Source organism: Bacillus sp. JJ722, assembly GCF_036963345.1.
GTDB lineage: Bacteria > Bacillota > Bacilli > Bacillales > DSM-1321 > Bacillus_AD.
This window is the reverse complement of sequence record NZ_JBALMO010000003.1, coordinates 6547-32313: the sequence shown is the minus strand read 5'-3', so window position 1 is coordinate 32313 and position 25767 is coordinate 6547. Positions and strand designations below refer to the sequence as shown.

General features: G+C 37.0%; 13 protein-coding genes. 9 read left to right on the top strand and 4 right to left on the bottom strand.

The window, feature by feature from the left end:
• From V7014_RS00210 to V7014_RS00200, 3 genes are all read left to right on the top strand, one after another.
• The coding region (locus V7014_RS00210; RefSeq protein ID WP_335502596.1) for an S-layer homology domain-containing protein at nt 1–3476 on the top strand (3476 nt) is incomplete at its 5' end.
• A gap of 397 nt (nt 3477–3873) precedes the next feature.
• A complete protein-coding gene (locus V7014_RS00205) occupies nt 3874–4923 on the top strand; it encodes an S-layer homology domain-containing protein (protein WP_335502593.1) in 1050 nt (349 codons plus the stop codon).
• Nucleotides 4924–5136: 213 nt separating this feature from the next.
• Nucleotides 5137–5586, top strand: coding sequence for an Lrp/AsnC family transcriptional regulator (locus tag V7014_RS00200; protein ID WP_335502589.1), 450 nt, complete (start codon nt 5137–5139; stop codon nt 5584–5586).
• A gap of 4 nt (nt 5587–5590) precedes the next feature.
• Here the strand turns inward: V7014_RS00200 and lpdA are convergent, their stop codons facing one another.
• From lpdA to pdhA, 4 genes are read right to left on the bottom strand one after another with little or no spacing between them, the layout of a single operon-like run.
• The gene (gene lpdA / locus V7014_RS00195) at nt 5591–7015 is read right to left on the bottom strand and encodes a dihydrolipoyl dehydrogenase (protein WP_335502586.1); all 1425 of its coding nucleotides are present in this window, start codon (nt 7013–7015) and stop codon (nt 5591–5593) included.
• On the bottom strand, nt 7016–8212 hold the full coding sequence (locus V7014_RS00190) for a dihydrolipoamide acetyltransferase family protein (RefSeq protein ID WP_335502583.1): 1197 nt from the start codon (nt 8210–8212) through the stop codon (nt 7016–7018).
• Between the two features lie 14 nt (nt 8213–8226).
• A complete protein-coding gene (locus V7014_RS00185; RefSeq protein ID WP_335502580.1) occupies nt 8227–9210 on the bottom strand; it encodes an alpha-ketoacid dehydrogenase subunit beta in 984 nt (327 codons plus the stop codon).
• A complete protein-coding gene (pdhA, locus tag V7014_RS00180; protein ID WP_335502577.1) occupies nt 9207–10304 on the bottom strand; it encodes a pyruvate dehydrogenase (acetyl-transferring) E1 component subunit alpha in 1098 nt (365 codons plus the stop codon). Before pdhA ends, V7014_RS00185 begins: the two co-directional genes overlap by 4 nt.
• Nucleotides 10305–10618: 314 nt before the next feature.
• Here pdhA and V7014_RS00175 point away from each other — a divergent pair, with 314 nt between their 5' ends.
• The 6 genes from V7014_RS00175 (at nt 10619) to V7014_RS00150 (ending at nt 25120) form a co-directional block, all read left to right on the top strand.
• Nucleotides 10619–12739, top strand: a complete 2121-nt coding sequence (locus V7014_RS00175; protein WP_335502574.1) for a S8 family serine peptidase — start codon at nt 10619–10621, stop codon at nt 12737–12739.
• 525 nt (nt 12740–13264) lie between these two features.
• Nucleotides 13265–13714, top strand: coding sequence for an SRPBCC family protein (locus tag V7014_RS00170; RefSeq protein ID WP_335502571.1), 450 nt, complete (start codon nt 13265–13267; stop codon nt 13712–13714).
• 193 nt (nt 13715–13907) lie between these two features.
• Nucleotides 13908–14474, top strand: coding sequence for a DUF4256 domain-containing protein (locus V7014_RS00165; protein WP_335502568.1), 567 nt, complete (start codon nt 13908–13910; stop codon nt 14472–14474).
• Nucleotides 14475–15291: 817 nt separating this feature from the next.
• The gene (locus V7014_RS00160; RefSeq protein WP_335502565.1) at nt 15292–17493 is read left to right on the top strand and encodes a S8 family serine peptidase; all 2202 of its coding nucleotides are present in this window, start codon (nt 15292–15294) and stop codon (nt 17491–17493) included.
• Between the two features lie 205 nt (nt 17494–17698).
• Nucleotides 17699–21199, top strand: coding sequence for a S8 family peptidase (locus V7014_RS00155; protein WP_335502561.1), 3501 nt, complete (start codon nt 17699–17701; stop codon nt 21197–21199).
• A 402-nt stretch (nt 21200–21601) separates the two neighbouring features.
• A complete protein-coding gene (locus V7014_RS00150) occupies nt 21602–25120 on the top strand; it encodes a S8 family peptidase (protein ID WP_335502559.1) in 3519 nt (1172 codons plus the stop codon).
• Nucleotides 25121–25767 lie beyond the last annotated feature (647 nt).

Below are 25767 nucleotides of genomic sequence, written 5' to 3'. Positions count from 1 at the left end.
TGGCTTACCAACCAAAATCGTATCGCAAATTCGTAGCAACTGCTGCAACTGCAACTCTTGTTGCTGGAGCAATTGCTCCATTAGCATCTGCAGCATCTTTCACTGATGTTGCACCTAAATATAAAGAAGCAGTAGACTTCGTTGTATCAAAAGGAGTTCAAGGACTTACTGAAACTCAATTCGGAGTTGCTGAAAACATCAAACGTGTAGACGCAGCTGTAATGCTTGTTAAAGTTCTAGGACTTGACACAGAAAAAGCTCCAGCTTCTGGTTTCACTGATGTACCAGCACGTGCTGCTAAAGAAGTTAACGCTCTTAAAGCAGCTGGTATTACTTCTGGTAAATCAGCTACTCAATTCGGAGCAAATGACTTAATCACTCGTGGAGAGCTAGCAGTTTGGATCCAAAAAGGTTTCGAACTTAAAGGAACTTCTGAAGTAACATTCACTGACGTATCTGATCGTTACAAAGAAGCTGTTTCAGCTCTTGTTGATAATAAAGTAACAAGCGGTATCAATGAAACTCAATTTGGTACTAACAACAACGCTAAACGTGGAGATTTTGCAATCTTCTTAAAGAGAGCAAATGACGCTGTAAACCCACTAGCTACAGTTACTGTAGAAGAAATCAAAGCTGTTGATTCAACTACATTAACTTTAAAACTTAAAGGTGAAGTGAAAGAAGTTAAAGCTACTGACTTTAAATTCGACAACGGACTTGAAGTAAAAGAAGCTAAAATCGTTGAAGCTCCTAAAGCAGCTGAAGATACTTTCACTTATGTACAATTAAAAACTTCAACACATCAAGCAGGTACTAAATATACTCTAACTGAGTTATTTGGAACAAAAGTTGCTGCTGATAAAGCTCCTTCATTTGACGTTGCTGCAACTCCTGTTGTTGAAAGCGTAAAAGCAATTAACAATAAACAAATTGAAGTTAAATTTAATGCTCCAGTTGGTAAAGTAGATATTTCTAACTTTACTCGTAATGTAGATTCTAATGGTCAAGCAGTTATCACTGGTGGAACAGTTCAATTATCAGATGATAAACAAACTGTAACTGTCAACTTAGCAACTCCAGCTAAGCAACAAGAAAAAGTTGAAGTAACTGTTAAAGGTATTAAAGATGAAAAAGGTGTTGAGTTTAAAGAAGCTAAACACAGCATCGTATTCTTCGATAACGCTGCTCCTACAGTGGGAGAAGTAAAAGCTATTGGTTCTAAAGATCTTGAAATTAACTTCTCAGAGCCAATGAAAACAGCTCCTACTGCAAAAGTTACAATTGATAAATCTATTTATCAACCAACAGTAGTATTAGATGCAACTGGAACAAAAGGAACTGTAACTTTACCAGTTGAACTTACTGAAGGAAAACACAAAATTGAATTAGCTGGTGGTACTGATTATTCTTCAACTACTGGATATGCAATTGAAAAAGTAGAAAAAGAATTCACTTTTGTGAAAGATACAACTGCTTTAACAGCAACAGTAAAAACAAGTACTGAAAACTCAGTAACTCTTAAGTTCAATAAGCCATTAAAAACAGATCTTAAAGATTTAATCAATAGAAATATTGCTGTATTCTCACATACTTATAAAGGTCAGAATACAAAATTAACAGAAGTTAAACAAATTACAAATGATGAGTACAAATTAACTTTTGCTCAACCATTTGCTCCTGGTAGTACAACTCTTTACTTTGATTATGCTGCAAACACAGCTGATGCAAATAAAGTAAAAGATGGATACGGAAACATCTTACAACCAGCTAATTGGACTGTTTCAACTGTAGCAGATTTCACTAAACCAGAAGTTGCTTCTGTAGCTCAACAAGATTCTAATACAATCCGTCTTGCGTTTACAGAAACAGTTAATCCAACTACTGCAACAGCTGTATCAAACTACACACTAAAAAATGCTGAAGGTAAAGCTGTAGTTATTAATAGTGTAAATGTAGTACAAGATACAGATGGTAAAGTTGTAGATATTAAAACTTCTGATTTAAAAGACGGCGGTAACTACACTTTAGAAGTTAAAAATGTAAAAGATAACTCATTAAATGGAAACGTTATTGACACAGTAACAAAAACTATTTCTATTAATGATAAATTCGCTCCAACAGTAACTGAAACTGCTACTGTAGTATCATCTGCAAAAATTAAAATCAACTTCAGTGAAGCAATGGACAGAGCTTCAATTGAAAATGTAAAAATGTATGATGTACCTGAAAAAGTTAAAATTACAGCAACAGCTGATAATAAAGCAGTTATCTTAGATTACACTGAGTACAATGCTGCTAACACAGCTAAAGCAGTTGACTTTACAAGTGCAACTAACACTAATAACCCAACATCAATTAATGTAGGTCGCGTTAAAGATGCTGCAGGAAATGAAACAACTAAATTTGTTACAGCAGTAACTGTTGCAGCTACTACTCCTCATGTAGCTGTTGAGAAAGCTGAACTTACAGCATTAGATACAATCAAGGTAACATTAAACGATGTTGTATCTGTTACTGGTACTCCAACTGTAAAAGTTACTGTAAACAGTGTTGAACAAGATGCAGTTGTACAAAGTACTACAGGTGTAGATGGAAAATCTATCTTAACTCTTAAACTTGCAGCAGATAAGAAAGTAGCAGAAACTAACACAGAAGCACTTAACATCTCTGTGAAAACAGTTGGACAAGTTGATGCAATTGTTAATGCTGATGGTGCAAAATTAAACATCGCAACTCCAGTTGTAGTAAAAGACGCTATCGGGCCAGTAGCTCTTAAGAGAGAAACTGTAGATGCTGATAAAGATAGTAAATTAGATGAAATCAAAGTTACATTCTCTGAAGCAGTTTATGCAGGATCTGTAGCTAAAGAAGATTTTGTTGTTGACGGATATGTAGTAAAAGGAATTAAATCTGTTACAAATGATACAACTAACCCAGAAACTTCATCTGTTGTTGTTGTAGAATTAGAAGAGAAATCTGTACAAGATATCACAGCTCTACCAACAGTTACTGTAGGTGAAGTTACAGATCTATTAGGAAATAAATCTGTAGCAGAAACTACTGGTATCAAAACTACAACAGGTTTCCCAGTTGTTACATTTGGTGGAACTACTTATGTGTACGATGGTTCTTTTAGTGTAAATGCTAAATTACCAGCTACTTCTACTGCAGCGGCTGATAAATACCGTTTTCAAGCAACTGTAACTAAAGACGGTAAAGCTGTAAGTGGATTAGTAATTAACTATAAAGAAGGCACTGTTGATAAATCATTTACAACTGATGCTAATGGTGTAGCTATGTTTGGTCCAGAAACAGGTTTACCTAGCGCAGCTGTAGATGCTCTAAAACTTGCAGATGGCGTTACAACTCCATTCACAGTTCAATTAGACGCAGGTGCTTATGAATTAAAACTTGCTTTAGTTGATAAAGATACAAAAACACCAGTATCTGAAGCAACTTTCACTTATAATAACTAAAAATTACTTTAGCAGATGGATTACTATTTGATTAAGTAGATGAAACGCCTCTTAGATAAACTCTAATGAGGCGTTTTATTTTCTCTATTAATAGCTTACACGGTGTATTACTTAGCCATCAATGTCCTAAGCAACCTGATATGATAGTTAGGAAAATACTCAAAGGCTCTATGGAGAGAAAGCTCTGTACAAAGGTATTTAAAAGTTAATTAATATCCTCTTTGTTCCCCAAATTAAATTAACTCTCACCCTATAACAAAAATCCCGAAAGATAGCATTATTATAAATACTCTTTTAATAGTCATAATGATGATTTTCTATTAAAAAAGCGAATAAAATGACGAAGTTTCTTACATAGACATAAAAAATGCGCATCAAAGAAGGAGATTTTCGTTATATGGCTTACCAACCAAAATCATTCAACAAATTTATAGCAACAGCTGCAATTGCGACACTTGTTACTACTGTAGTTGCTCCAGCAGCAATGGCATCATCTTTCACTGATGTTGCGCCGAAGTATCGAGAAGCAGTGGATTTCGTAGTGGCAATGGGTGCGGAAGGAATCACTGATACGAAATTTGGTGTTCATGAGAATATTAAACGCGTTGATGCAGCTGTTTTACTAGTAAAAGTACTAGATTTAGATTATGAAAATGCTCAGGCTTCAGGATTTACGGATGTTCCTGAACGTGCTGTTAAATATGTAAATGCACTGAAAGAAGCGGGTATCACAAATGGTAAAACGAAAACAAAGTTTGATCCGCATAGTTTAATTACACGTGGAGAATTAGCGGTTTGGATTCAAAAAGGCTTTGAACTAATGGCGAAAAATGATGTTCCTTTCACGGACGTAGCTGATCAATACAAAGAGGCGGTCGCTGCACTTGTTGATCATAATGTTACGAAAGGTGTATCAGCTACTAAGTTTGGAACATATCAACATGCGAAGCGTGGCGACTATGCTATTCTTCTAATGAATGCATTCGATGCGGCATTTGAGCAAGTTGTCTCAAGTTCAATTAAGTTACATGAAGTGACACCTTTAGAAGGTACAGCGGCTATTACAACGGAGGATCAAGGAGTAAAGTTACAATATACATTGCTTGATCAATACGAAAGTGAGATGATGTTTGATGCTCACGAGCCTAATAATAGGAATGATGAAGATATTGAAATCATTGAAGGGGTAGAATTCACTTCTACCAATCCAGATGTAATCGATATTGACACACTAGCGATTGATCAGGGTGGTGTAGCAACATTAAATGTTGGATCAAAAGCGGGGACAACTGAAATTGTTGCTAAAATTCCTAAAACCAATACCGTTTCTAAAATAGAAGTGACGGTTTTCGAAAGGGAAAACGCTGAAGAAATGATGAATACGACTGGCGAAAATACGCCAGACAATGCAGGTAACAAATCAGAGCAAATCGTGATATCTCAATAAATATATGTCGAAAAGGACTATGGAGGATATTCTCTATAGTCCTTTTATAACTATTTTTGTAAACGCTTCCAAATAGATGGTCTTTTTTGGTAAATGAATGATAGAATATTAGAGATGCACATCTTATGCAATATAACATCTGTTTATGGAACTTAACTATTTTTTTGAAGGGTTATGATAGGTTACTCCTTTTTATTGAAAGTGGTGAAATGAATGGATCAATTGGATATTAAATTATTGGAGCTTCTCCAAATGGATAGCCGAATAACTGTAAGTGATTTATCGAAAAAGCTTGCCCTTAGTCGACCGAGTATATCTGAGCGCTTATATCGTTTGCGTGAAAAAGGCATCATTGAAGAGTTTAGCGCTCGAGTTTCATTACCAGCTGTAGGTTTAGATGTCCTTATGTTTATTCAAGTAAGTGAATTAAAGATATCTCCTTCAGAGTTTGAAGGCTTTATAAAAAATGACAGTGATATTATCGAAGGACATCGAGTAACTGGTACAATCGGATATATTTTAAAGGCAGCTGTTGAGAATATGACCAGTATGAGACTGTTGATTGATCGTTTAATTCCTTATGGACATGTTAATACCTCAATCGTTTTATCCTCACCCGTACCATATCGACGTATTCTTCCTAAAAATAAGCAATTAGACTAACAAACTATTTCTGAACAATATGGATGGCATGCCCTAGAGCGGCTTCAGCTGCTTCTAACCATCCTTCTGACAATGTCGGATGTGGATGGATTGTGAGTGCAATGTCTTCTACACGAGCAGATAATTCTAAAGCGAGTACACCTTCGCCAATCAGATTAGAAGCATCGGCTCCGACCATATGCATTCCGAGTAAGAGATGGCTTTCTGCATCAACAATGACTTCTGCAAAGCCTTGTTTTTCATTAGTTGCTAGCGCTCGACCGTTAGCTCGGAAAGGGAAGCTTCCGGTTTTAATGTTATAACCTTGTTGCTCCGCTTCTTCACTTGTTAAACCAACACCTGCAATTTGTGGTTCGGAGAAGATGACGTAAGGAATAAGAGGAGAATCGATGGCACTTGGTAATCCTCCGATTACTTCAGCAGCAACCTTTCCTTGTTTAGCTGCACGGTGAGCTAAAGCAGGGCCTTCTGTAATGTCACCAATGGCAAATATATGTGGAATGTTTGTACGACATTCCTCATCCACTTGGATGTATTGGCGTTCGTTTGTTTTAACACCAGCTTGTTCTAACCCAATGGTATCTGTATTTGGAATTCTGCCAATTGTTATGAGTGTTTGATCACTAACAATCACTTTTGATGGATGTTGTTCTGAAATAACATGAAGATGTACTTGGTTATTTTCAATTGTTGCTTCTTCAACTTTAGTTGCCGTTTCAATTGTAATATTAAGCTTTCTTGCCTTGTGAATGACTTCTTGCACTAGTTGTTTAGAAACTTGAGGGAGAATGCGGTTCGCCATTTCGATGATGGTAACTTGTGTACCTAACTTTGCGAAAGCCATTCCTAATTCAATCCCGATATAACCACCGCCAATAATGGATAAAGTGGATGGAATGGATTGTAATTGTAGGGCTTCGGTTGAGTCCAGAATATATGTGCCATCTACTTGAAGAAACGCAGGGATAAAAGGTCTAGAGCCTGTAGCAATAATGGCATTCTCGAATCGATAGGTTTCGGAATCTCCCTCTGTTTCTACTCGGATACGGTCATCGGATAGGAATGTTGCGGTTCCTTTTACAACGGTGACGCCATTTTCGATACATAGATGTGTGACGCCTTGCTGTAATTGTGAGACAATGCTTCCTTTCCAGTTTTGCCAAGTTTCCATTTGAAATGGAGGTTGCTCTGTTGGGATCTGAATGCCCATTTTACTTAGATTTGTTAAGTTGTGAAATTGCTCAGCTGTATGAATGAGCGTCTTGGATGGGATACAGCCATGGTTTAAGCAAACGCCTCCTAGTTGGTCTTTTTCAATTAGTACAACAGATTTTCCTAATTGTCCGAGTCGGATGGCAGCCGCATATCCACCGGGGCCTCCACCTATGACAACAACATCTATTTCAATGGTTATTTCTCCTACTACCATCTATTTCATCTCCATAAATAATAAATTAGGGTTTTCAAGTAGTTCCTTTAATCGATTTGTAAATCTTACAGCTGTAACACCATCAATGATTCGATGATCGAACGATAAAGACATATTCATCATGTAGCGAATGACACCTTCCCAGTCACGGATGACCATGCGCGGTTCCATTTTATGCAGAGCTAAGATCGCTACTTCAGGGTGATTGATGATAGGTGTTGCGTGTAATCCGCCAATTGCTCCGACGTTGCTAATTGTAAATGTACTACCTGTAATTTGATCGATTTTCAAGGTGCTTTCACGAGCTTGAGTGGCTAACTGTTTAATTTCTTCAGCGAGTTGGAAAATGCTTTTCTGATCTGCATGTTTAATGACTGGAACGATAAGCCCTGCAGACGTGTCTGTAGCAATACCGATATGATAGTAATTTTTTATAATAATTTCATTGGACAGATCATCTATTGAAGCATTAAGCATCTTAAACTCTTGTAAAGCCGTAACGATTGCTTTAATGAAGAAAGGAAGGAATGTTAGTTTTATATTTTTCTCTTCAGCGTACACTTTGAATTGGTCTTTAATTGTTTTTAAAGCATCCATTTCCAATTCATCTACATGCGTAACATGTGGGATAATCGTAGATGATTTCACCATATGCTCAGCAATTTTCTTGCGGATGGCTTTAAGTGGAATGCGTTCTTCTTGTTGTTCAGTTGTGTTGTTTGGCTGTTGTATTGAATGAATGGATTCTGTTTGAACTTTTTGAGTAGGTTGTGGGTTTTGATAGTTTTGTAAGTCACTTTCGGTAATTCTTCCTGCTGGACCCGTTCCATTTATGAGCTGAATATCAATGTTCATTTCACGTGCTAATTGTCGTACATATGGAGTAGCTAGTATGCGGTTTATTTCAATTGGTGGAGTTGTGGATTGTTCTGGGATGGGTGGCGATGCGCTTTGCGACTCGTTTTCTTCGAGAATATGAAATAATGTGCTTCCAACCTCGACGATTGCCCCTTCATTGTAGAACAGTTTCGCTATCTTTCCTGATGCAGGTGCAGTTAACTCTGCATTTACTTTATCGGTTTGAATTTCTAAGACAGGCTGATCTTGCTTAACGAATTCTCCTTCCTGTATGAACCATTGGAGAATCTCTCCTTCGTGCATACCTTCTCCAACGTCAGGTAGTTTAAATTCAATCATTATTGTCCCTCCTTTTAAAATAAGATCGTTTCTGATATTCCTTGTTTGACTCGTTCAACAGTAGGTAGATAATCATTTTCAACCGAAAATGGTGGGACGGGAATGTCAAATCCGGCAATACGTTTAATAGGGGCCTTCAAATAGATAAGCGCTTCATCATTAATGAGAGATATAATTTCTGCACCTAATCCGGCTGTTTTATGCGCTTCGTGAACAACTAATGCTCTTCCTGTTTTTTTAATGGATTGAAGGATGGTTTCTTTGTCTAATGGATACAGTGTTCGCAAGTCGACTACTTCACATTTCCAGCCTTTTTCACTTTCGATTTTCTTTGCGGCAAGTAAGGCTTCTCGTAGCATTGCTCCCCAGGCAAAAATGGTTAAATCCATTCCTTCTTGGACAACTTTTGCCTCACCAATAGGCACTCGATATATTTCTTGAGGAACAGCTTCTTTGAAAGCTCGATACAATTTAGTTGGTTCCATGAAGATGACAGGATCAGGATCCTCTATAGCAGAAATGAGTAGTCCTTTTGCATCGTATGGATTACTAGGTGCTACAACCTTTAAGCCTGGCGTGTGAGCAAAGAAGGTTTCTACACTTTCTGAATGCAGTTCTGGTCCTCTAATGCCAGCCCCATAAGGTGTTCGGATGACAAGTGGAATTGTAAATTGGCCTCGTGTACGATATCTCATTCGAGCGGCATGTGCTACAAGCTGTTCAAATCCTGGATAGATAAAGGCGAGGAATTGAATTTCAACCAAAGGAAGCATGCCATTAAGAGCTAATCCAATGGCTGAACCGATAATACCTGATTCAGCTAAAGGCGTGTCTATGACTCGATTCGATCCGTATTTATCCAACAAGCCTTCAGTTGCTCGAAAAACGCCACCGTTCATTCCGATATCTTCACCCATTAGAATGACTCGTTCATCTTGTTCGAGCTTTTGATCCATAGCTTCCGTAATAGCTTGAATAATGTTTAATTTTCGGCTCATTTCGTATTCACATCCTTTTGTAAAGCTTGTTTCAACTCGTTTTGTTGTTCTTGAATATGCCAAGGCATATTAGCGTACACATGGTTAAACATTTCAAGAGGATTGGCTTTTGGATAACTTTCGGCTTTTTGTACATGTAAGGTGATTTCTTCATCGATTCCCCGCAATAATCGTTGCTCTTGTTCATCGCTCCAAAGGCCATTACGGTATAAAAACTTTTGCAGGCGAGTAATCGGGTCATAATTGTTTCGCCAATGAGTAGATAAGTTGTCTTGGTCGCGATATTTCTTTGGATCATCTGCTGTTGTATGGGCGCCATAGCGGAAGGTTACAGCTTCAATTAATGTTGGTCCATCGCCTTTTAGAGCTCTTTCGATCGCTTCTTTCACGGTCAACCAAACGGCAAAGATGTCATTGCCATCAACGCGAACACCATGAATATCATAAGCGATTGCACGTTGGGCGATGGTTTTAGATGCAGATTGTTTTTTGAAAGGTACGCTAATAGCATAGCCGTTATTTTGACAGAAGAAGATCGTAGGGGTTTTGTACACGCCGGCGAAATTTAATGCCTCATGAAAATCGCCTTCGGATGTAGCACCATCACCAAAGTAAGCGATGCTAATATTGTTTTCACCTCTTAACTTACTTGCCCAAGCTGTACCCATTGCATGAAGCATTTGCGTGGCAATTGGAACAGTAGGAGGAACGATACGCTTATCATCTGGGCAAATTGACCCATCTAGATGAGCCATCCAATATAGGAAAACACGAAATAAGTCTTGACCATGAACGATAGTGGCGGCATGGTCGCGATATGTCGGGAACATCCAGTCATCTGGAGATAACGCTAAAGCGCTTCCAACTTGTGCTGCTTCCTGTCCTTCAAATGGTGCATAAGTACCAAGTCTTCCTTGACGCTGCAAATGAATTGCTTTTCTGTCAAAGGCTCTTACCAGCATCATCTTCTCGTACATTTTCATTATTAAAGGTTCAGGAATGATTCCTTCAATCGATTCAAGCAACTCGCCATTTGGCGTTAAGACTTGATAAAACTTTTTCTTAGATAGTAAATCATTCATATTATTAATCATTGTCTGACTCTCCCTCTTTATTGAATTACTTAGCAAACAGCGAAAAATAATTGTAAAAAAAGTATATAGATAGTATAAAAGAGAAGAGGAATCATCTATATATTAAAAAGAACGAATATTAGCAATTTGATTTCTGTTTTGAATAAATTTTGTTTTTTTCGGTTTCATTTTGCAAATAGTATTTTAGTATGTTTTTTTTATGGATAAATTGAGGTTTAATGGTAAAGGGTGGAAAAAATTCAAAAGTACACCTTTTTTACATTACATAATTAGTAAAGCGTTATGTATTGATTTTTGGAGATGAGGTGAAAGGGTTGAAGAAGTTAATATTGCTTTTAGTAGTTTGTGTGTTTGCTATGGCACCAATAACGAGCTATGCACAGAAAGGCACGGATATTGGTAAAAACACAAACTCTGAAAAAATGAATTTGGATCGTCCATTTACAAAGCAAAGTGTAAGAAGTATTTTTTCAAGTGCTTCAAGTTATCAGAAAGATGAATTAATTATAACTTTTCGTGCTGGAACAACTGACGCAGAGAAACAAAACTTACTTAAGAAACATAATCTTAAAGCAGTCAATCAAATGAAGAATAATCAGTTTGTTTTAGTAGAAACAGAGAATAAAGATTTACAAAGTGTTGCGAGCCAACTTGTTAAAAGTAAAAAGGTGGAATATGTAGAACCAAACGCTAAAGTGAAAAGAAAGTTTACACCAAGAGAAACTTATTATTCTAAGCAATGGCATTTACCGAAAATAGATGCTCCGAAAGCATGGGATGTTTCGAAAGGAAATGCGGGTGTAATAGTCGCTGTAATTGATGGTGGTGCACAAAAGGATCATCCAGATTTAAAACAAAATATTGTTTCGCCATATAACATGGTAAATAAGTCTACTAACTATGTGCCGGATGACCATGGTACTCACGTAGCAGGTATTATTGCTTCGGCTTTAAATGATAAAGGAACAGTTGGTGTAGCACCTAACACGAAAATCATGCCTATTAACGTGTTTAAAGGTGAAGAAGCTGACATGTTCACAGTATCTAAAGCGGTTGAATATGCTACGAATAAAGGCGCAGATATTATCAATCTAAGCCTAGGTGGAGCGAGCTATAGCAGTGCTGTAGATTATGCTGTGCAATATGCGAGTTCGAAAGGTGTCACTATTATTGCTGCATCTGGAAATGAAAAGAGCAGCAAAAATACGTACCCAGCGGCATACAAAAACGTTATAGGCGTTAGTGCTACTAATAAGAAAGATCAATTAGCTTCATTCTCGAATTACGGAAAGTATATTGATGTTACAGCACCTGGAGAAAACATCGTATCTACGGGAGCGAGAAGTGATTTTATTATAATGAATGGAACGTCAATGGCAGCTCCTATCGTATCTGGTATCGCTGCTTTGATTCTTGCACAAAATCCATTCTTAAAGGGTGCAGAAGTAGAAAAAATTCTTAAAAATTCAAGTGTAGACATAGGGAAAAAGGGTTGGGATATTCACTTTGGTTACGGTAAAGTAAATGCGTACAAAGCTTTGCAACTTACTAAATCACCGTTTTCTAATGTAAAGGTAGCTCCTGGATTTACGCTAACAGGCAATAATAGTACAGCAATTTCATTCACAGCTCCTAAAGGATTATATGTCTCTGCTTCGGTTAAAGATTCAACTGGCAAAGTAGTGAAGAAGTTATACAATAGCAAATCTGTTGGTAAGCCCGTTACAATAAATTGGAATGGTAAACTAGACAATGGCAGCTATGCAAACTCTGGACAATACAATATTGTGCTTGCTTTATCTAGCAGTAAAGCGAATTATCAGAAGCCATATGCTATGAAAGTACAAAACAACCTAAATGGTATTGGAACTCCTGACGTTCAATATCCTGAAGTTGTTTCATTCTATCCAGGTGACGAAGAAGCAGCAACTGTATCTTATTACGTTGGCCAACCTTCTAAAGTGAAGGTAGAAGTGTTAAATAAACGTAATGAAGTAGTCCGCCTGCTCCTTGATCAAGAATCAGTTGGAAAAGGAATTAACTCTTTCGTTTGGGATGGTAAGAATAACCAAGGTAGCGTGGAAAAGGACTCAGAGTATAAGTATCGTATAACTGTAACGAACTCAGCGGGTGGTGTACGAACAGTTGAAGGGTCAATATCTAGTACATTAAATCCACCTTGGTTGAAGGAAAACTTATATGAACATGTAACATCACCGAGCGAAGCTATTAACTTCCATATTAATGTAACGAAAAAAGCTACCATGTACCTTTACGTACAAGATGGTAATAAGGAAATAGACAAGAAGAAATATGAATTAAAAGGCGGTAAAGAAACAATACAATACAAGAAACCAACAAATAATTCCTTGTACTATGTGATCGCTTTTGAAGATGAGCTAGGTAATTTATATTTTTATGATGCAGAAGGTTAATAGATTTTAGATGAAAGACGACTCTTATTCTGAAATGGAGAAGGGTCGTCTTTTTTTGTTTTGGCTAAATATGAGTGGAGTGTGGTTTTAAAATAAAGTTTGATAAGAAATCCTATTAGCTTTAAAGTTAATAGGATTTCTTATTTCACAAACTGGGAAGAATAGTTAAAGAAATTATTGTTGTGTTTGCATTTAGAGTAGGATACAATAAAAATGAGAACGTATGTTTTGTTTTTTGTGTATATGTTAACTTTTTTAAAGGGTTAATTAGAATATGGTGTGAATACTTTAAGTGCATCGTTAATTCTTTAGTTGAGCGAAACTCATAGACTAAAAGAACATTTTGAGCATCACTATTACATGTGGACTCTTGTTCAATTAACGGAGCGTTAGAACAAAATCTACTCTGGTACTTCTGAGTTTTGTGAAGAGATCTTGTCAAAACTTCACACATAAATACGTGTCTTCTAGTTAATAGTAGAAAAAAACAGGAATGTGAATTAAATACAAAGGTGGGAATAGTAAATGAAAACAGATAATAAAGGAACGATAACGGTAGAGACCACAGTNNTCAGCAGCTTTCTTAATGCACCAATTGAAAAAGTGTGGGAATATTGGACAGAACCACATCATATAACGAAATGGTCTTTTGCTTCTGATGACTGGCATGCACCACATGCCGAAAATGATTTAAGGGAGGGTGGAACATTTCTTACAAGAATGGAAGCAAAGGATGGAAGCTTTGGATTTGATCTTGGTGGAGTGTATAATGAAATTCAAATAAACGAATTGATTTCTTACACACTTGGGGATGGAAGAAAAGTTAGAATCACTTTTATTAGTCATGAAAACGACACGAAGGTAATCGAAGTTTTTGAGGCAGAAGCTACCCATTCCACTGAACAGCAAAAAGAAGGATGGCAGGCGTTTTTAGACAATTTTAAAAAATATAGTGAACTTTCCCAAGAAAAATAAAAATGAATAGGACAGCAGTTTGAATAGTAAGGACATTATCAAGAATTATAGGCCTATTAGTTATTAAGGGATAAAATAATTTTTAATAACTAAAATTAGGGCTGTCATTAATGCAGTCTTTTCTTGTGCCACAAAAGGTGTAAGTTTAGTTCTTAAGCCATTAATGAGTAAAAATAATAAGGGGGAAACTAATATGACAAACAGAAATAAAGAGTTGTCACTAGAACAACGTGAAGAACTACTCAGAACTTTGAAAGCCCGTTTTGAAAAAAACATGAACCGCCATAAAGGTCTTGAATGGGCTAAAGTACAAGCTAAGCTCGAAGCTAATACTGAAAAACTGTGGTCACTCAATGAAATGGAAGGAACTGGCGGCGAACCGGATGTTGTTGGCCATGATAAAAAGACGGGCGAATACATCTTTTATGATTGTTCAGCGGAAAGTCCTAAAGGTCGCAGAAGCTTTTGTTACGACCGTGAAGCACTGGAGTCAAGGAAAAAACACAAACCAGAAAATAACGCTATTGATATGGCAACTGCCATGGGCATCGAACTTTTAACGGAAGAACAATACCGGGAGCTGCAGAAACTTGAAAATTTCGATATGAAAACGTCGAGCTGGGTGCAAACACCTGCTAATATTAGAAAACTCGGCGGGGCCATCTTTTGTGATCGTCGCTATGACACTGTTTTTGTGTACCATAATGGAGCAGACTCCTACTATGCTGCAAGGGGATTCCGTGGCTCGCTAAAGGTCTAATTTTTGCATGAACATCTAAATTTGAATTTGAGAACGGATCACCTGGGGAAAGGTTTTAATTTAATTCTCAATTATCGGGTGCAATCGTATTATATAGTTCAACCAGAACTCTCTGGTTGAATTTTTTTATATGCATTTGATCTATCAGTAGCCAGGGTAGAACGTCCGGGTGCGTGGGATATTGATTACGTCTGCTAAACTGTTCACCCTCTACTAGTAGAAATATGTTTGAGGCTGGTTGGGACTTAGATCTCGTATAACAAGCGAAGCTATAATACTACTTGTAGGTAATAGGGATTACTTGATGCAGTTCTCCATTTCGATACCAACACATCCATGTCTTAATTTGTGTGTAGTTTCGGATATTCAATTTTTCCATCACTTCTTTATCAGGTACCCCGCTAACCGCATTTCAACCCATAGAAAAAACACCTCACATTGATTAGATATTTATTCAATACCCTTTTTTCAACGAAGGTGTTTTTATTTGTCTCAATTTTTTATGTCAGTGCCCTTTCAATCTTTAAAAAAACGATGGCTTTTTATATGTAGTAAAATCAAGTATTTATAGTGGTTTTTAATCAAACTTCATTTGAAAGCTACACAGAGAATCAGAAATATGAGCGAGAACCAAAAATATGAGCGGACAGCCAGATATATGAGCAGACCCCCATAACCCCATAGGACTATATAATGATATTAGTCTAGTGCCTATTAAAATAAGTCGCAAAATAGATTATTTGCAGATAAAATAGACATGTATATTATTTTTATATAATATGATTGTTTTGTATGCAAGAAGGAGGGATACGTGGTTATGAAAAAGCTGGCGATGCTATTATCGTTAATACTAGCGATTGGACCAATAACGGGTTACGCTGCTCCTGATCAAGCGAGTGAAAACGGATTACAAGGGCAGTCGGATACTCTTGAGAATACAGAGACTAGTAATCAACCGAATGTAGAGGTTAATCCACCAGTTTCTAAGAAACAAGTGAAGGAAATATTTTCAGAGGCTGATGAATATGCGCCAAGAGAGTTGGTTATTTCTTTTAATGCATCAGCATCTGAAGCAAGGAAACAAGAAATATTAAATCAATATGACTTGAAGATTCAATCAACATTGCTGAATGGAGATTACATACTTGTTTCGACACCAAGAGGAGATGCTATTCAAGACATAGCAAAAGAATTAGTGCAGTATAAAGAAATTGCTTATGTGCAACCAAATACTAAAGTGAAAAAAGAGTTTGTTTCACAAGAGCCATATTATTATAAGCAATGGCACTTACCAAAAATCGAAGCACCGAAAGCATGGGATGTTACAAAAGGATCTTCCAATGTTGTTGTAGCTGTTATTGATGGAGGAGCTCAAAAGGATCATCCAGATTTGAAGCACAGCATTGTGTCACCGATTGATATGGTAACTGGTTCAAGTAATTATATTCCGGATGATCATGGTACGCATGTAGCTGGTATCATTGCATCTGCTTTTAATAAGTATGGAACAGCGGGAATTGCTCCGAATACAAAGATCATGCCGATTAATGTGTTCGAGGGTGAATATGCAGAAACCTTTACGATTGCATCAGCTATTGAATATGCGGTGAAGAACGGAGCCGATATTATTAATTTGAGTTTAGGTGACTATGCCTATGATTATGTTGAAGACTCTGCTATTCAATACGCGGTAAAGAATGGAGTAACAGTCATTGCAGCAGCGGGTAATGAAGATACAGATTTTGATATGTATCCTGCTGGTTATCGAAATGTTATCGCTGTGGGCGCAACTGATCGAAATGATGATATTACGTACTTCTCTAATTATGGTAAGAATATTGACGTAACTGCTCCAGGAGAAGCCATTATGTCCACCATTACGGGCAGTCGATATGGGGCGTATGATGGAACATCACAAGCAGCACCAGTTGTATCTGGAATTGCAGCTCTTATTCTAGCAAAAAATCCATTTACTACAGTTGGGGAAGTACAAAGCATTCTTAAGAAATCTTCCGTTGATTATGGAAATCGTGGTTGGGATATGTTCTATGGAAATGGACGAGTTTCGGCGTATAAAGCTCTTTCATTAACAAGTTTGCCAATTACAAACTTCCAGTCACCATCTAGTTTTACCATAACAGGAAAGAATAGAATGAGCGTTTCATTTACGGCACCAAAGAATACGAGACTAACTGTTCAAATTCAGAACGCTAATGGCAAGGTTGTTAAAACATTATTGTCTAACAAAGCATGGAATGGTGGCAAAGCTACTGTTTATTGGAATGGTTCATTAGATAACGCTACTTATGCTAGCAATGGTAAGTATAAATTTGTAGTTTCACTTAGTAGTAATAAAGGAAACTTCCGAACACATAAAACAATAAATGTGAAAAATACGATGCCGGCAACTGTTTCAGCACCAGCGGTAACCTATTTTTCACCAGTTGCTCAAAGCAAGGTAAGTTTACCAGTCAATATTAGCAAACCAGCTAAAGTTACTGCTCAAGTAGTGAATGGGCAAGGAAAACTAGTGAAATCGATTTGGAACAATGTCTCTCTTAGTGCGGGAAGTCGTACATTAAGCTGGGATGGTAAAAATGAAAATCGCAAATACATTGGTGATGGCACGTATAAGGTTCAATTCACGGCTGTAGATGGCAATAAAGTAAAGTCAACTACTTCGGCTAGTATTATTCTTGATAGTAAGGCGCCTGCCTTATCTGTTGCGGCAGATCCTGCTGTGTTTATAGCGAATGGTACGAACACAAGCACGGCTAGATTTAATGTGAAAGAGCCATTATATGTTACGGTGAAAGTAGTATCTGAGCAAGGTGTAACGGTACGAACATTGGCTAATAATCAATCTTTCTCAGCTTCTACTCATTCTTTAAAATGGAATGGTAAGAATAATAGTAACGTTGATGTATCAGCGGGAAAATATCAATATGTAGTTGAAGGTAAAGATCGTGCCGGAAATAAAACAACGAAGGCATCATCGTTTTTTACATTGCAAAGATAGAATGATTTAAGGAATTGTCTCTCTAGTAATAGGCATTACTGGAGGGGCAATTTTTTTATTTAATAAAAAATAAAAATTTATACAAAATATGAAACTTTTTCCATAATTGGTACGTCTAATACATATGGGGTTTGCTATCTCTTTTTCCAAAATAGAGATTAGTAAATACATAATTTATTATTTTATATGAAAAAGGAGGATACGTATGAAGAAAGGTTTGAAAGTATTTGCAGCGGTTGGATTAAGTTCGATGCTACTAGCATCTATGGCTATTCCGTCTGCCTCTCTAGCGAAAACGAAAACGGCGCTAGAAAGTGCAAAAAGCTCATCAGTGAGTAAATCAGTAAAAGGGAAGCATGAAAAGAAAGCTCCGATGAGTGAGGATAGTTTCATAATCAAATACAACAAAGCACTGACACCAACAGAGCATAAACTAGCTGGTGGGACGTTGGTCCGACAAATTTCGAAATTGAATTATGCGGAAATCAAAGTAAAGAACAAGCAGAATTTAGCTAAAGTTATGAAAGCTTATAAAAAACTAGGTAAAGTAGAATCTGTTCGTCCTAGCTTTTTATACACTACGAGTTCTTTAGGTGATCCGAAAGCAAGTGAACAGTACCAACATTCGATGCTTCGAACGGAACAAGCATTGGAATTAGCAGGGAAGAATAAAGTAACCGTAGCTGTTATTGATACAGGTACGGACTCCAAACACCCTGATTTAAAAAATGTTGTACTACCAGGCTATAATGCATCAAATCCAGCTAACCAAAATGTAGTAGGTGACTGGGATCATGGTACGCATGTTTCAGGTATTATCGGTGCAGAGAAAGGAAATGGTGTAGGCGGATACGGAATGAATCCAGCTGCTAAGCTATTGCCAATCGATGTTTTTGATGGAGGTGGAGGTGCATCTGATGTAAGTATTGCAGAAGGCATTCTATATGCTGTTGAGAAAGGTGCTAAAGTCATTAATATGAGTTTAGGTGGAGGGGGTTCATCTCCTGTTCTTGCAGAAGCCATTGCAACGGCTATTAAGAAAGGTGTCGTTGTTGTAGCATCAGCGGGTAACGAAAGTAGTGATTCAATAAGTTATCCTGCAGGCTATGAAGGTGTTATTAGTGTAGGATCTATTAATGATAAGAAAAAACTTTCTGATTATTCCAATTATGGACCTTCGGTAGATATCGTAGCTCCTGGAGAAGATGTTTACAGTACGTTATACAGTTTTGAGAAGAAATCTACTTTTGTGGCAGCTAGTGGAACTTCCATGTCATCACCGGTGGTGGCAGGGGTAGCATCACTTTTACTAACGAAATACCCAAATCTTACACCAGCACAAGTTGAATATATTTTAGAGAAAACAGCTGATGATCTTGGTGAAAAAGGTTTTGATACGAAGTTCGCAAATGGATTAGTTAATCCTGTTAAAGCATTATCTTATAATGTGAAAAACGTACCTTCATATGTGAAGAGTGAATGGACACATAAAGAGATCCAGCAACAAGCAGAGCAAGTTGATGCAAAGGAGAAGGTTGTGAAAGAAGGAGCTATTACAAAGCCTTATGAACAAAAATGGATTAAATTCGATGTGAAAAAAGGTGAATATATCCAAACAGTTCTAGAAGGCTCTAAAAACTTTGATTACAAAATCATGGCTCATTTCTATGGAAAAAATAGTGTAGAATCATTTGACGTAAATGATACGCAAGATGGAACTGTTGAAGGTAAGCTAATCCAAGCACCTTTTGACGGAACCGTTGCAATTGGTGTTAAAGACGTTAATGATAGCTTCGATGATTCTAGTAATCAAGAATCTAAATATAAGTTAACAGTGGAAAACGTATCAGCGCTACCTAAAGATGAATCAAGTGTAGAAAAAATGATTAACATTTCTAGTCTACCTTATCAGGAAGCTAAATCATTTACTTTAGCAGGTGAGAAAGGTGACTATGATTATTTCACATTGAATGTAAAAGAAGAACAATTAATTAAGATTAATATGTCAGGAATTCCGGGTCTTAATACGGAAATCGGTGTTTATAACGTAAATAATATAATTGGTGAAGACCCTGAAGCACCAGCAAGTGAAAAGCTTTCTGAAGCGGATAAACTTGCTAGAATAAAAGAAGCTTTAGAAGGTGAAGAAAAACTACCAGCAGACTTTACAGGTAATAGCTTTGGTGTAGGAAAAGACGAAACACTTTCATTCACAGCTCAACCAAATCAAGAGTATATTATTAAACTTGCTGGTGATGCAATGAACCTGAATGACTTTGATTTATTATTTGCTATGCTATTTGGAATGGATTTAGGGTTATCAGAGGATGAAAAACCATCTTCTGTAGTTCCATATTCACTCAATGTTACTGGCAAAGTTTTACCGACTGATGAAGATGGCTTAGATAGCGGTGTTCTTGGAGAAGAAGAAGAACGTGGAATCTCCATATCTATTATCATGTCTGCAGCTGAAAAGAATAATAAAATTACGGCAGCAGGTGATTCATATTTAGAAGAATTAGATACTAATATGAAAACCATCTTAGAAAGCGCACTTCCATATACAGTAGGTAGTAAAGCAACAGGTTATATTCAAAATGATATGGACCAAGATTATTTCATCGTTGAACCGGAAGAAACAGCTATTTATCAATTTGGTTTGAAAAATGTTGATGGCAATATTCCTTTTGCAGACATCATTGAAGTTAGTGAAGAAAAAGATGAAAATGGCAACACATATACTGTTCCAAATTATATTAGTGATAACATCAATTGGAGTGGTTTTGACATCACAGGTATGGATCAATTCTATACTGGATTGGAAAAAGGCAAAAAATATGTAGTGAAACTAACTGGTAATGCAGCACTAGGAACATCTTTTGAACCGTATGAACTAACTTCTAAGAAGGTTATTGGAGATCCATCCGATGCTCATGAGCCAAGTGATTATAAGAACCTTAAGAATTTACCAGCTGCTACTTTCCAAGGTAATTTTGCAATGCCAAATGACACGGATCCGTTCTATTATGTAGCACCTGATACAGGTATAAAAGCGATTTCGGTTGCATCAGAGAAAGCAACTGATGCAATGAAGCAGAAATATCCAGAAGATTTAATTAGCGATTTTAAAGGAATTGCGACCATTATTGAAGATACAAATGGCAATAAAGAGTTCGATGAAGGAGATAATTTTATCACTGAAATTCAAAAAGGTATAAATAGTTTCTCTTCAGGTTCATTTAAAACGAAACAAGGACAAGGATATTTCATTGGAATTTATGGATATATAGACGGTACTATTCCGTTAACATTGCTTCCATATACGTTCAAATTAGAATCTATGAATAAACAAGATGAAGCATCTAGCCAAGCGAAACCGATAAAAATGAAACAAGATAAAGGCACATTGAAAACGGCAACGGGCTATTTGAATGCAGGTATTAATGGTGGAGACGAAGACTGGTTTGAATTCGAAGTTAGTAAGGATTCTACTGTTACAGTGAAATTGGAAGCAGGTAAAGAAATAGATGGTGTGATTAGTCTTTATCAAAATGGAAAGCTGCTCAAGCATTCCGACCTATACTATTTAGGTGATGATGAAGTAATCCAGCTTAAGTTGAAGAAGGGTAAATACCAAGTGAAAGTAAATGATGCGTACGGTACTGCAAGTATCTCTCCGTATACATTGAAAGTCACAACTCCATAAATAATATGTAAGACAAGAACTGTCCTGTAAGTCAGTGTGACTGACAAGGGGCAGTTCTTTTTTTAGAGATAAGAGAGAAGATAATTTTGCTGGTGTCTAGCTCCAGCGCCCAGCTCCTAGTGAACTTCACCCATCTCCCTACGATAAGTCAACATCGAATCGCTTGTCAGCTCTTCGTGTATCCTTTATCTCAGTCGATGGGCTCCAGTCCATACGGAGCTAAACGGGCACTTCCGCTTTTCTTAAAATAATTGGAATAAAATATGAAAAATAACCAAAATAATGAAACTTTTCTTGAATTTGACACGTCTAACGTTTATGGGGTTTGCTAGCTCTTATTGTAGAAGAGAATAGCAAATACATAATCTATCAAAAATTATAGGCTAAAAAAGGGGGAGAACTATGAAGAAAAGCTTGAAAATAGTAGCAGCAGTCGGGTTAAGTTCATTTCTATTAGCATCCGCTGCTATTCCATCAGCTACGCTAGCAAAGGTGCAAACAAAACCAGTGCTAGAAAACTTTAAGAGTATTTCATATTTACAATCTCAGCAAGGCCAACAAGAACAGCAGAAATCACCGTTTAGCGAGGATACTTTTATCATTCGTTACAACAAGCCACTAACAGCAGCAGAACATAGAGCAGCTGGAGGTACACTTGTACGACAAATCGCTGATTTGAATTATGCGGTTGTTAAAGTGAAAAATAAAAAAGACCTAGCAAAAGTAATGAAAGTCTATCAAAAGCTAGAAAAAGTAGCATCAGTTAGCCCGAGTGTAAACTATAAACTACAATCTCTCGGAGATCCAAAAGCAAATCAACAATATCAACTATCCATGCTGCAAGCTGATAAAGCTCAAAAACTAGCAGGAAAGAATAAAGTTACTGTAGCCGTAATTGATATGGGAACCGATCCAAACCATCCAGATTTAAAGGATAATTTGTTGCCAGGTATTAATGTCGGAAACCCTGCGAATCAACCATTTACAGCGGATCACGGTACGCATGTTTCTGGAATTATTGGAGCTGTAAAAGGAAATGGCATTGGTGGCTATGGTATCAATCCAAATGTGAAAATATTGCCGATCGATGTGCTGGATGGCAATAATTATTATTTAAGTGATTATGTGCTAGCGGATGGTATTCTTACAGCTGTAGCTAAAGGTGCAAAGGTCATTAATATGAGTTTAGGGATGCCATATGATTCACCTATAACAGATGCAGCTATTAAGAAGGCTACAAAAGCAGGAGTTGTAGTGGTAGCATCTGCTGGAAATGATTCGTCTGATTATGTGAATTATCCAGCCGGTTATGAAGGTGTTATTAGTGTAGGTTCAATCAATAAAGAAAAGAAATTATCCGATTTCTCAAGTTACGGACCTTCTGTTGATATCGTTGCTCCTGGAGAAGCGGTGTACAGTACACTTTATGAACCGTCTAAGAAATCAACGTATGCTGAAGGAAGCGGTACATCAATGGCTGCACCAGTCATTGCCGGTGCAGCGTCTTTATTACTATCAAAGCACCCAAACTTAACACCAGCTCAAGTTGAATATATTTTAGAGACAACAGCCGATGATTTAGGAGAGTCAGGCTTTGATACGAAATACGCTCATGGTCTAGTCAACCTAGTTAAAGCTTTATCTTATGATGTTTCAAAACTGCCATCCTATGTAAAAGATGAATGGACAAAACAAGAAATACTGGCGAAAGCGGAGCAAGTGAATGCGAGCACTCCAGTAGTAAAAAATGGTGCGATTACAAAACCTTTCGAACAAAAATGGATTAAGCTTGACGTAAAGAAAGGTGATTATATTCAAACATCTTTACTAGGGTCGAAACAATATGATTATAAAATCATGACTCATTTCTTCGGAGCAAATGGAAAAGTACAATCGCTAGATATTAATGATTCACAAGATGGTAGCTCAGAAGGTAAATTACTGCAAGCGCCATTTGACGGCACGATTGCCGTCGGTGTGAAAGATGTAAATGCTAACTTTGATGATTCTGGAAAGAAATTATCTTCCTATAAATTATCTGTAGAAGTAGCGAAAGAATTGCCTAAAGATGAGTCAACGCTTGCACAAATGGTGAATGTTCCGAGTCTACCATTTAAAACTGCTCAACCATTTACATTGGCAGGAGAAAAGGGAGACTATGATTACTTTACTTTAAAGGTGAAAGAAGAACAGCTTGTTAGACTGAATATGTCCGCTATTCCAGGATTAAACACAGACATTAGTATATATAATATGAGCAATTTAATTCCAGAAGATGCGACTGGTGAGAATGGAGAAAAGTTAACAGAGCAAGCAAAACAAGAAATGCTTAAAGAATATCTTGAAGGTGAAGAACCAATTGAATCAGATTTCTATGCGAATAGTGGAGCGGTTGGTAAAGGGGAAATGCTCACATTTTTGGCTCAACCAGATCAAGAATACATGATTAAAGTAGGCGGAAACGCGAATGATTATTATAATGATTTCTTTAGTTTCTTCGAAGAAACAACAATTCTCGAATCAGATGAGAAAAAATCTTCGTTATTACCATATTCTTTAACGATTGATAGTAAAGTAATGCCTGAAGATGAAGATGCAATTAATGAAGAAATAATGAATGGCGAAGAAAAGGAAGATTCAGCTGTAGGTATCGCGATTAATAATAAGTCGCGGAATAAAAATAAGCAACGTGCTCCAATTCAAGCTGCTGGTGATCCGTATTTCGAAGAGCAAAAACGAGTCGTACAAATGCTGCATGAAAGTGCACGTCCATATGCGATTGGCGATAAAGGAACAGGATATTTACAAAACGGTGGAGATATAGATGCTTTCTTAATTGAAGCGGAAGAGACTGCCATTTATGAATTCGGTATTAATAATCATGAAAATAATATTCCGTACGTTGCTATTAATGAAGTAGTAGAAGAGAAGAATGGAGACGGGGAAGTTTTAACATACCTAAACAGTATCAGTGAAAATGTAGCTTGGGGCTGGTCAAATGTTGAAAAAAAGAACAAGTTCTATACAGGTTTACAAAAAGGGAAAAAATATTTTGTAATGTTAGCTGAAGACTTTTATTCTGATGGAGGAACAGCCACTTCATTTGAACCTTATGAGTTATCAAGTAAACTAGCTGTCGCTAATCCGGAAGATCAATATGAGCCAAATAATGAAAGAGATGCTTTAGCAAACATTCCGGCAGCGAGTTTTAAAGCAAACGTAGCTATGCCTGATGATACGGACCATTATTATTTTGTAGCGAAGGAAACGGGAGTTAAAGGTCTTTCAATAGAAGTAGATGCTATAACAGATGCCTGGGAAAATCGATATCCAAGTGATTTGATTGTTCCATATCATGGTTTTGCTACAATCTATGAAGATACAAATGGAAACCGTAAAATCGATGGTGGAGACGAAGAAATTCAAGAGGTAACAAGAGGTCCTGAAGGCTTCTCAGCTGGATCATTTAAAACGGTGAAAAATAAAGGATACTATATAATCGTAAATGGAAGTGAAACGCTCTCACTACTTCCATATACGCTTAAGTTAGAATCTATGAACAAGAAGGACGAAGTATCAAGCCAAGCGAAGCCGATTAAAATGAAGCAAGAAAAAGGTGCTTTAAGAACAGCTTCAGGTTATCTGAATACAGGCGTTACAGGTGGAGATGAAGATTGGTATGAATTCGAATTGAATAAGAATTCTTCTGTAACGGTGAAGCTAGAAGCAGGTAAAGAGGCAGACAGTATTATAAGTCTGTACCATAAAGGCAAATTAATTAAGGAATCGGATTCATATCTTCAAGCAGATCTAGAAGAATTCCAAATGAATTTGCAAGCAGGTAAATACCAAGTGAAAATAAGAGATGCAAATGGTGCTGCTAGTATTACACCATACAAGTTAAAAGTGTACGCTCCTTGATTCATAATTAACTAGACTAAGAGGTTATTTCCGTGGTATTAATGGAAGTAACCTCTTTTTGCAAAAAAATTCAAATCGTAAAATAAAATATGGTAAATAGTTATAATTTATCCAATAGAAGAAATATTTTCATAATACTCTTGTAATACGTTTGGTATATGATAAAATATGTATTGTAATACCATTTCCGTTTTGTAATACGATAAACGTAGGTCAAAGGTTGGTCGAAGACAAAAAAGATATCTGCTTATAAGCAGATATCTTTTTTGTTTTATTTGAATATTGGGAAATATATTGATTTTACAGTGATTCTTCTCTTTTTGGGTGTTGTCTAGCTCCAGTGTCTAGCTCCTAGTGAACTTCACACTTCTCCCTACGATAAGTCAACATCGAATCGCCTATCGGCTCTTCGTGTATCCTTTATCTCAGTCGAATCGCTCCAGTCCATACGGAGCTGAGCAAGCCACTTCCGCTTTTCTTTGTGTCTAGCTCCTAGTGGACTTCCCTCTTCTCCCTACGATAGTCAACTATGAAATGCGGAATCGGCCCGTTCAGCCCCGCTGTCATAAGACGAAACACACAGGAAATTCTGATTTCCGAAGTGATTTGGCTTATGGCACGAGGGGCAGGCCGATGAAGCTGGACAA

Excerpts from the sequence above, each read along its gene's own strand:
- V7014_RS00165 (WP_335502568.1), top strand. The coding sequence starts at position 13,908 with ATGACAAACAGAAATAAAGAGTTGTCACTAGAACAACGTGAAGAACTA.
- V7014_RS00205 (WP_335502593.1), top strand. The coding sequence starts at position 3,874 with ATGGCTTACCAACCAAAATCATTCAACAAATTTATAGCAACAGCTGCA.
- V7014_RS00190 (WP_335502583.1), bottom strand. The coding sequence starts at position 8,212 with ATGATTGAATTTAAACTACCTGACGTTGGAGAAGGTATGCACGAAGGA.
- V7014_RS00160 (WP_335502565.1), top strand. The coding sequence starts at position 15,292 with ATGAAAAAGCTGGCGATGCTATTATCGTTAATACTAGCGATTGGACCA.
- pdhA (WP_335502577.1), bottom strand. The coding sequence starts at position 10,304 with ATGATTAATAATATGAATGATTTACTATCTAAGAAAAAGTTTTATCAA.
- V7014_RS00155 (WP_335502561.1), top strand. The coding sequence starts at position 17,699 with ATGAAGAAAGGTTTGAAAGTATTTGCAGCGGTTGGATTAAGTTCGATG.
- V7014_RS00200 (WP_335502589.1), top strand. The coding sequence starts at position 5,137 with ATGGATCAATTGGATATTAAATTATTGGAGCTTCTCCAAATGGATAGC.
- V7014_RS00150 (WP_335502559.1), top strand. The coding sequence starts at position 21,602 with ATGAAGAAAAGCTTGAAAATAGTAGCAGCAGTCGGGTTAAGTTCATTT.
- V7014_RS00185 (WP_335502580.1), bottom strand. The coding sequence starts at position 9,210 with ATGAGCCGAAAATTAAACATTATTCAAGCTATTACGGAAGCTATGGAT.
- lpdA (WP_335502586.1), bottom strand. The coding sequence starts at position 7,015 with ATGGTAGTAGGAGAAATAACCATTGAAATAGATGTTGTTGTCATAGGT.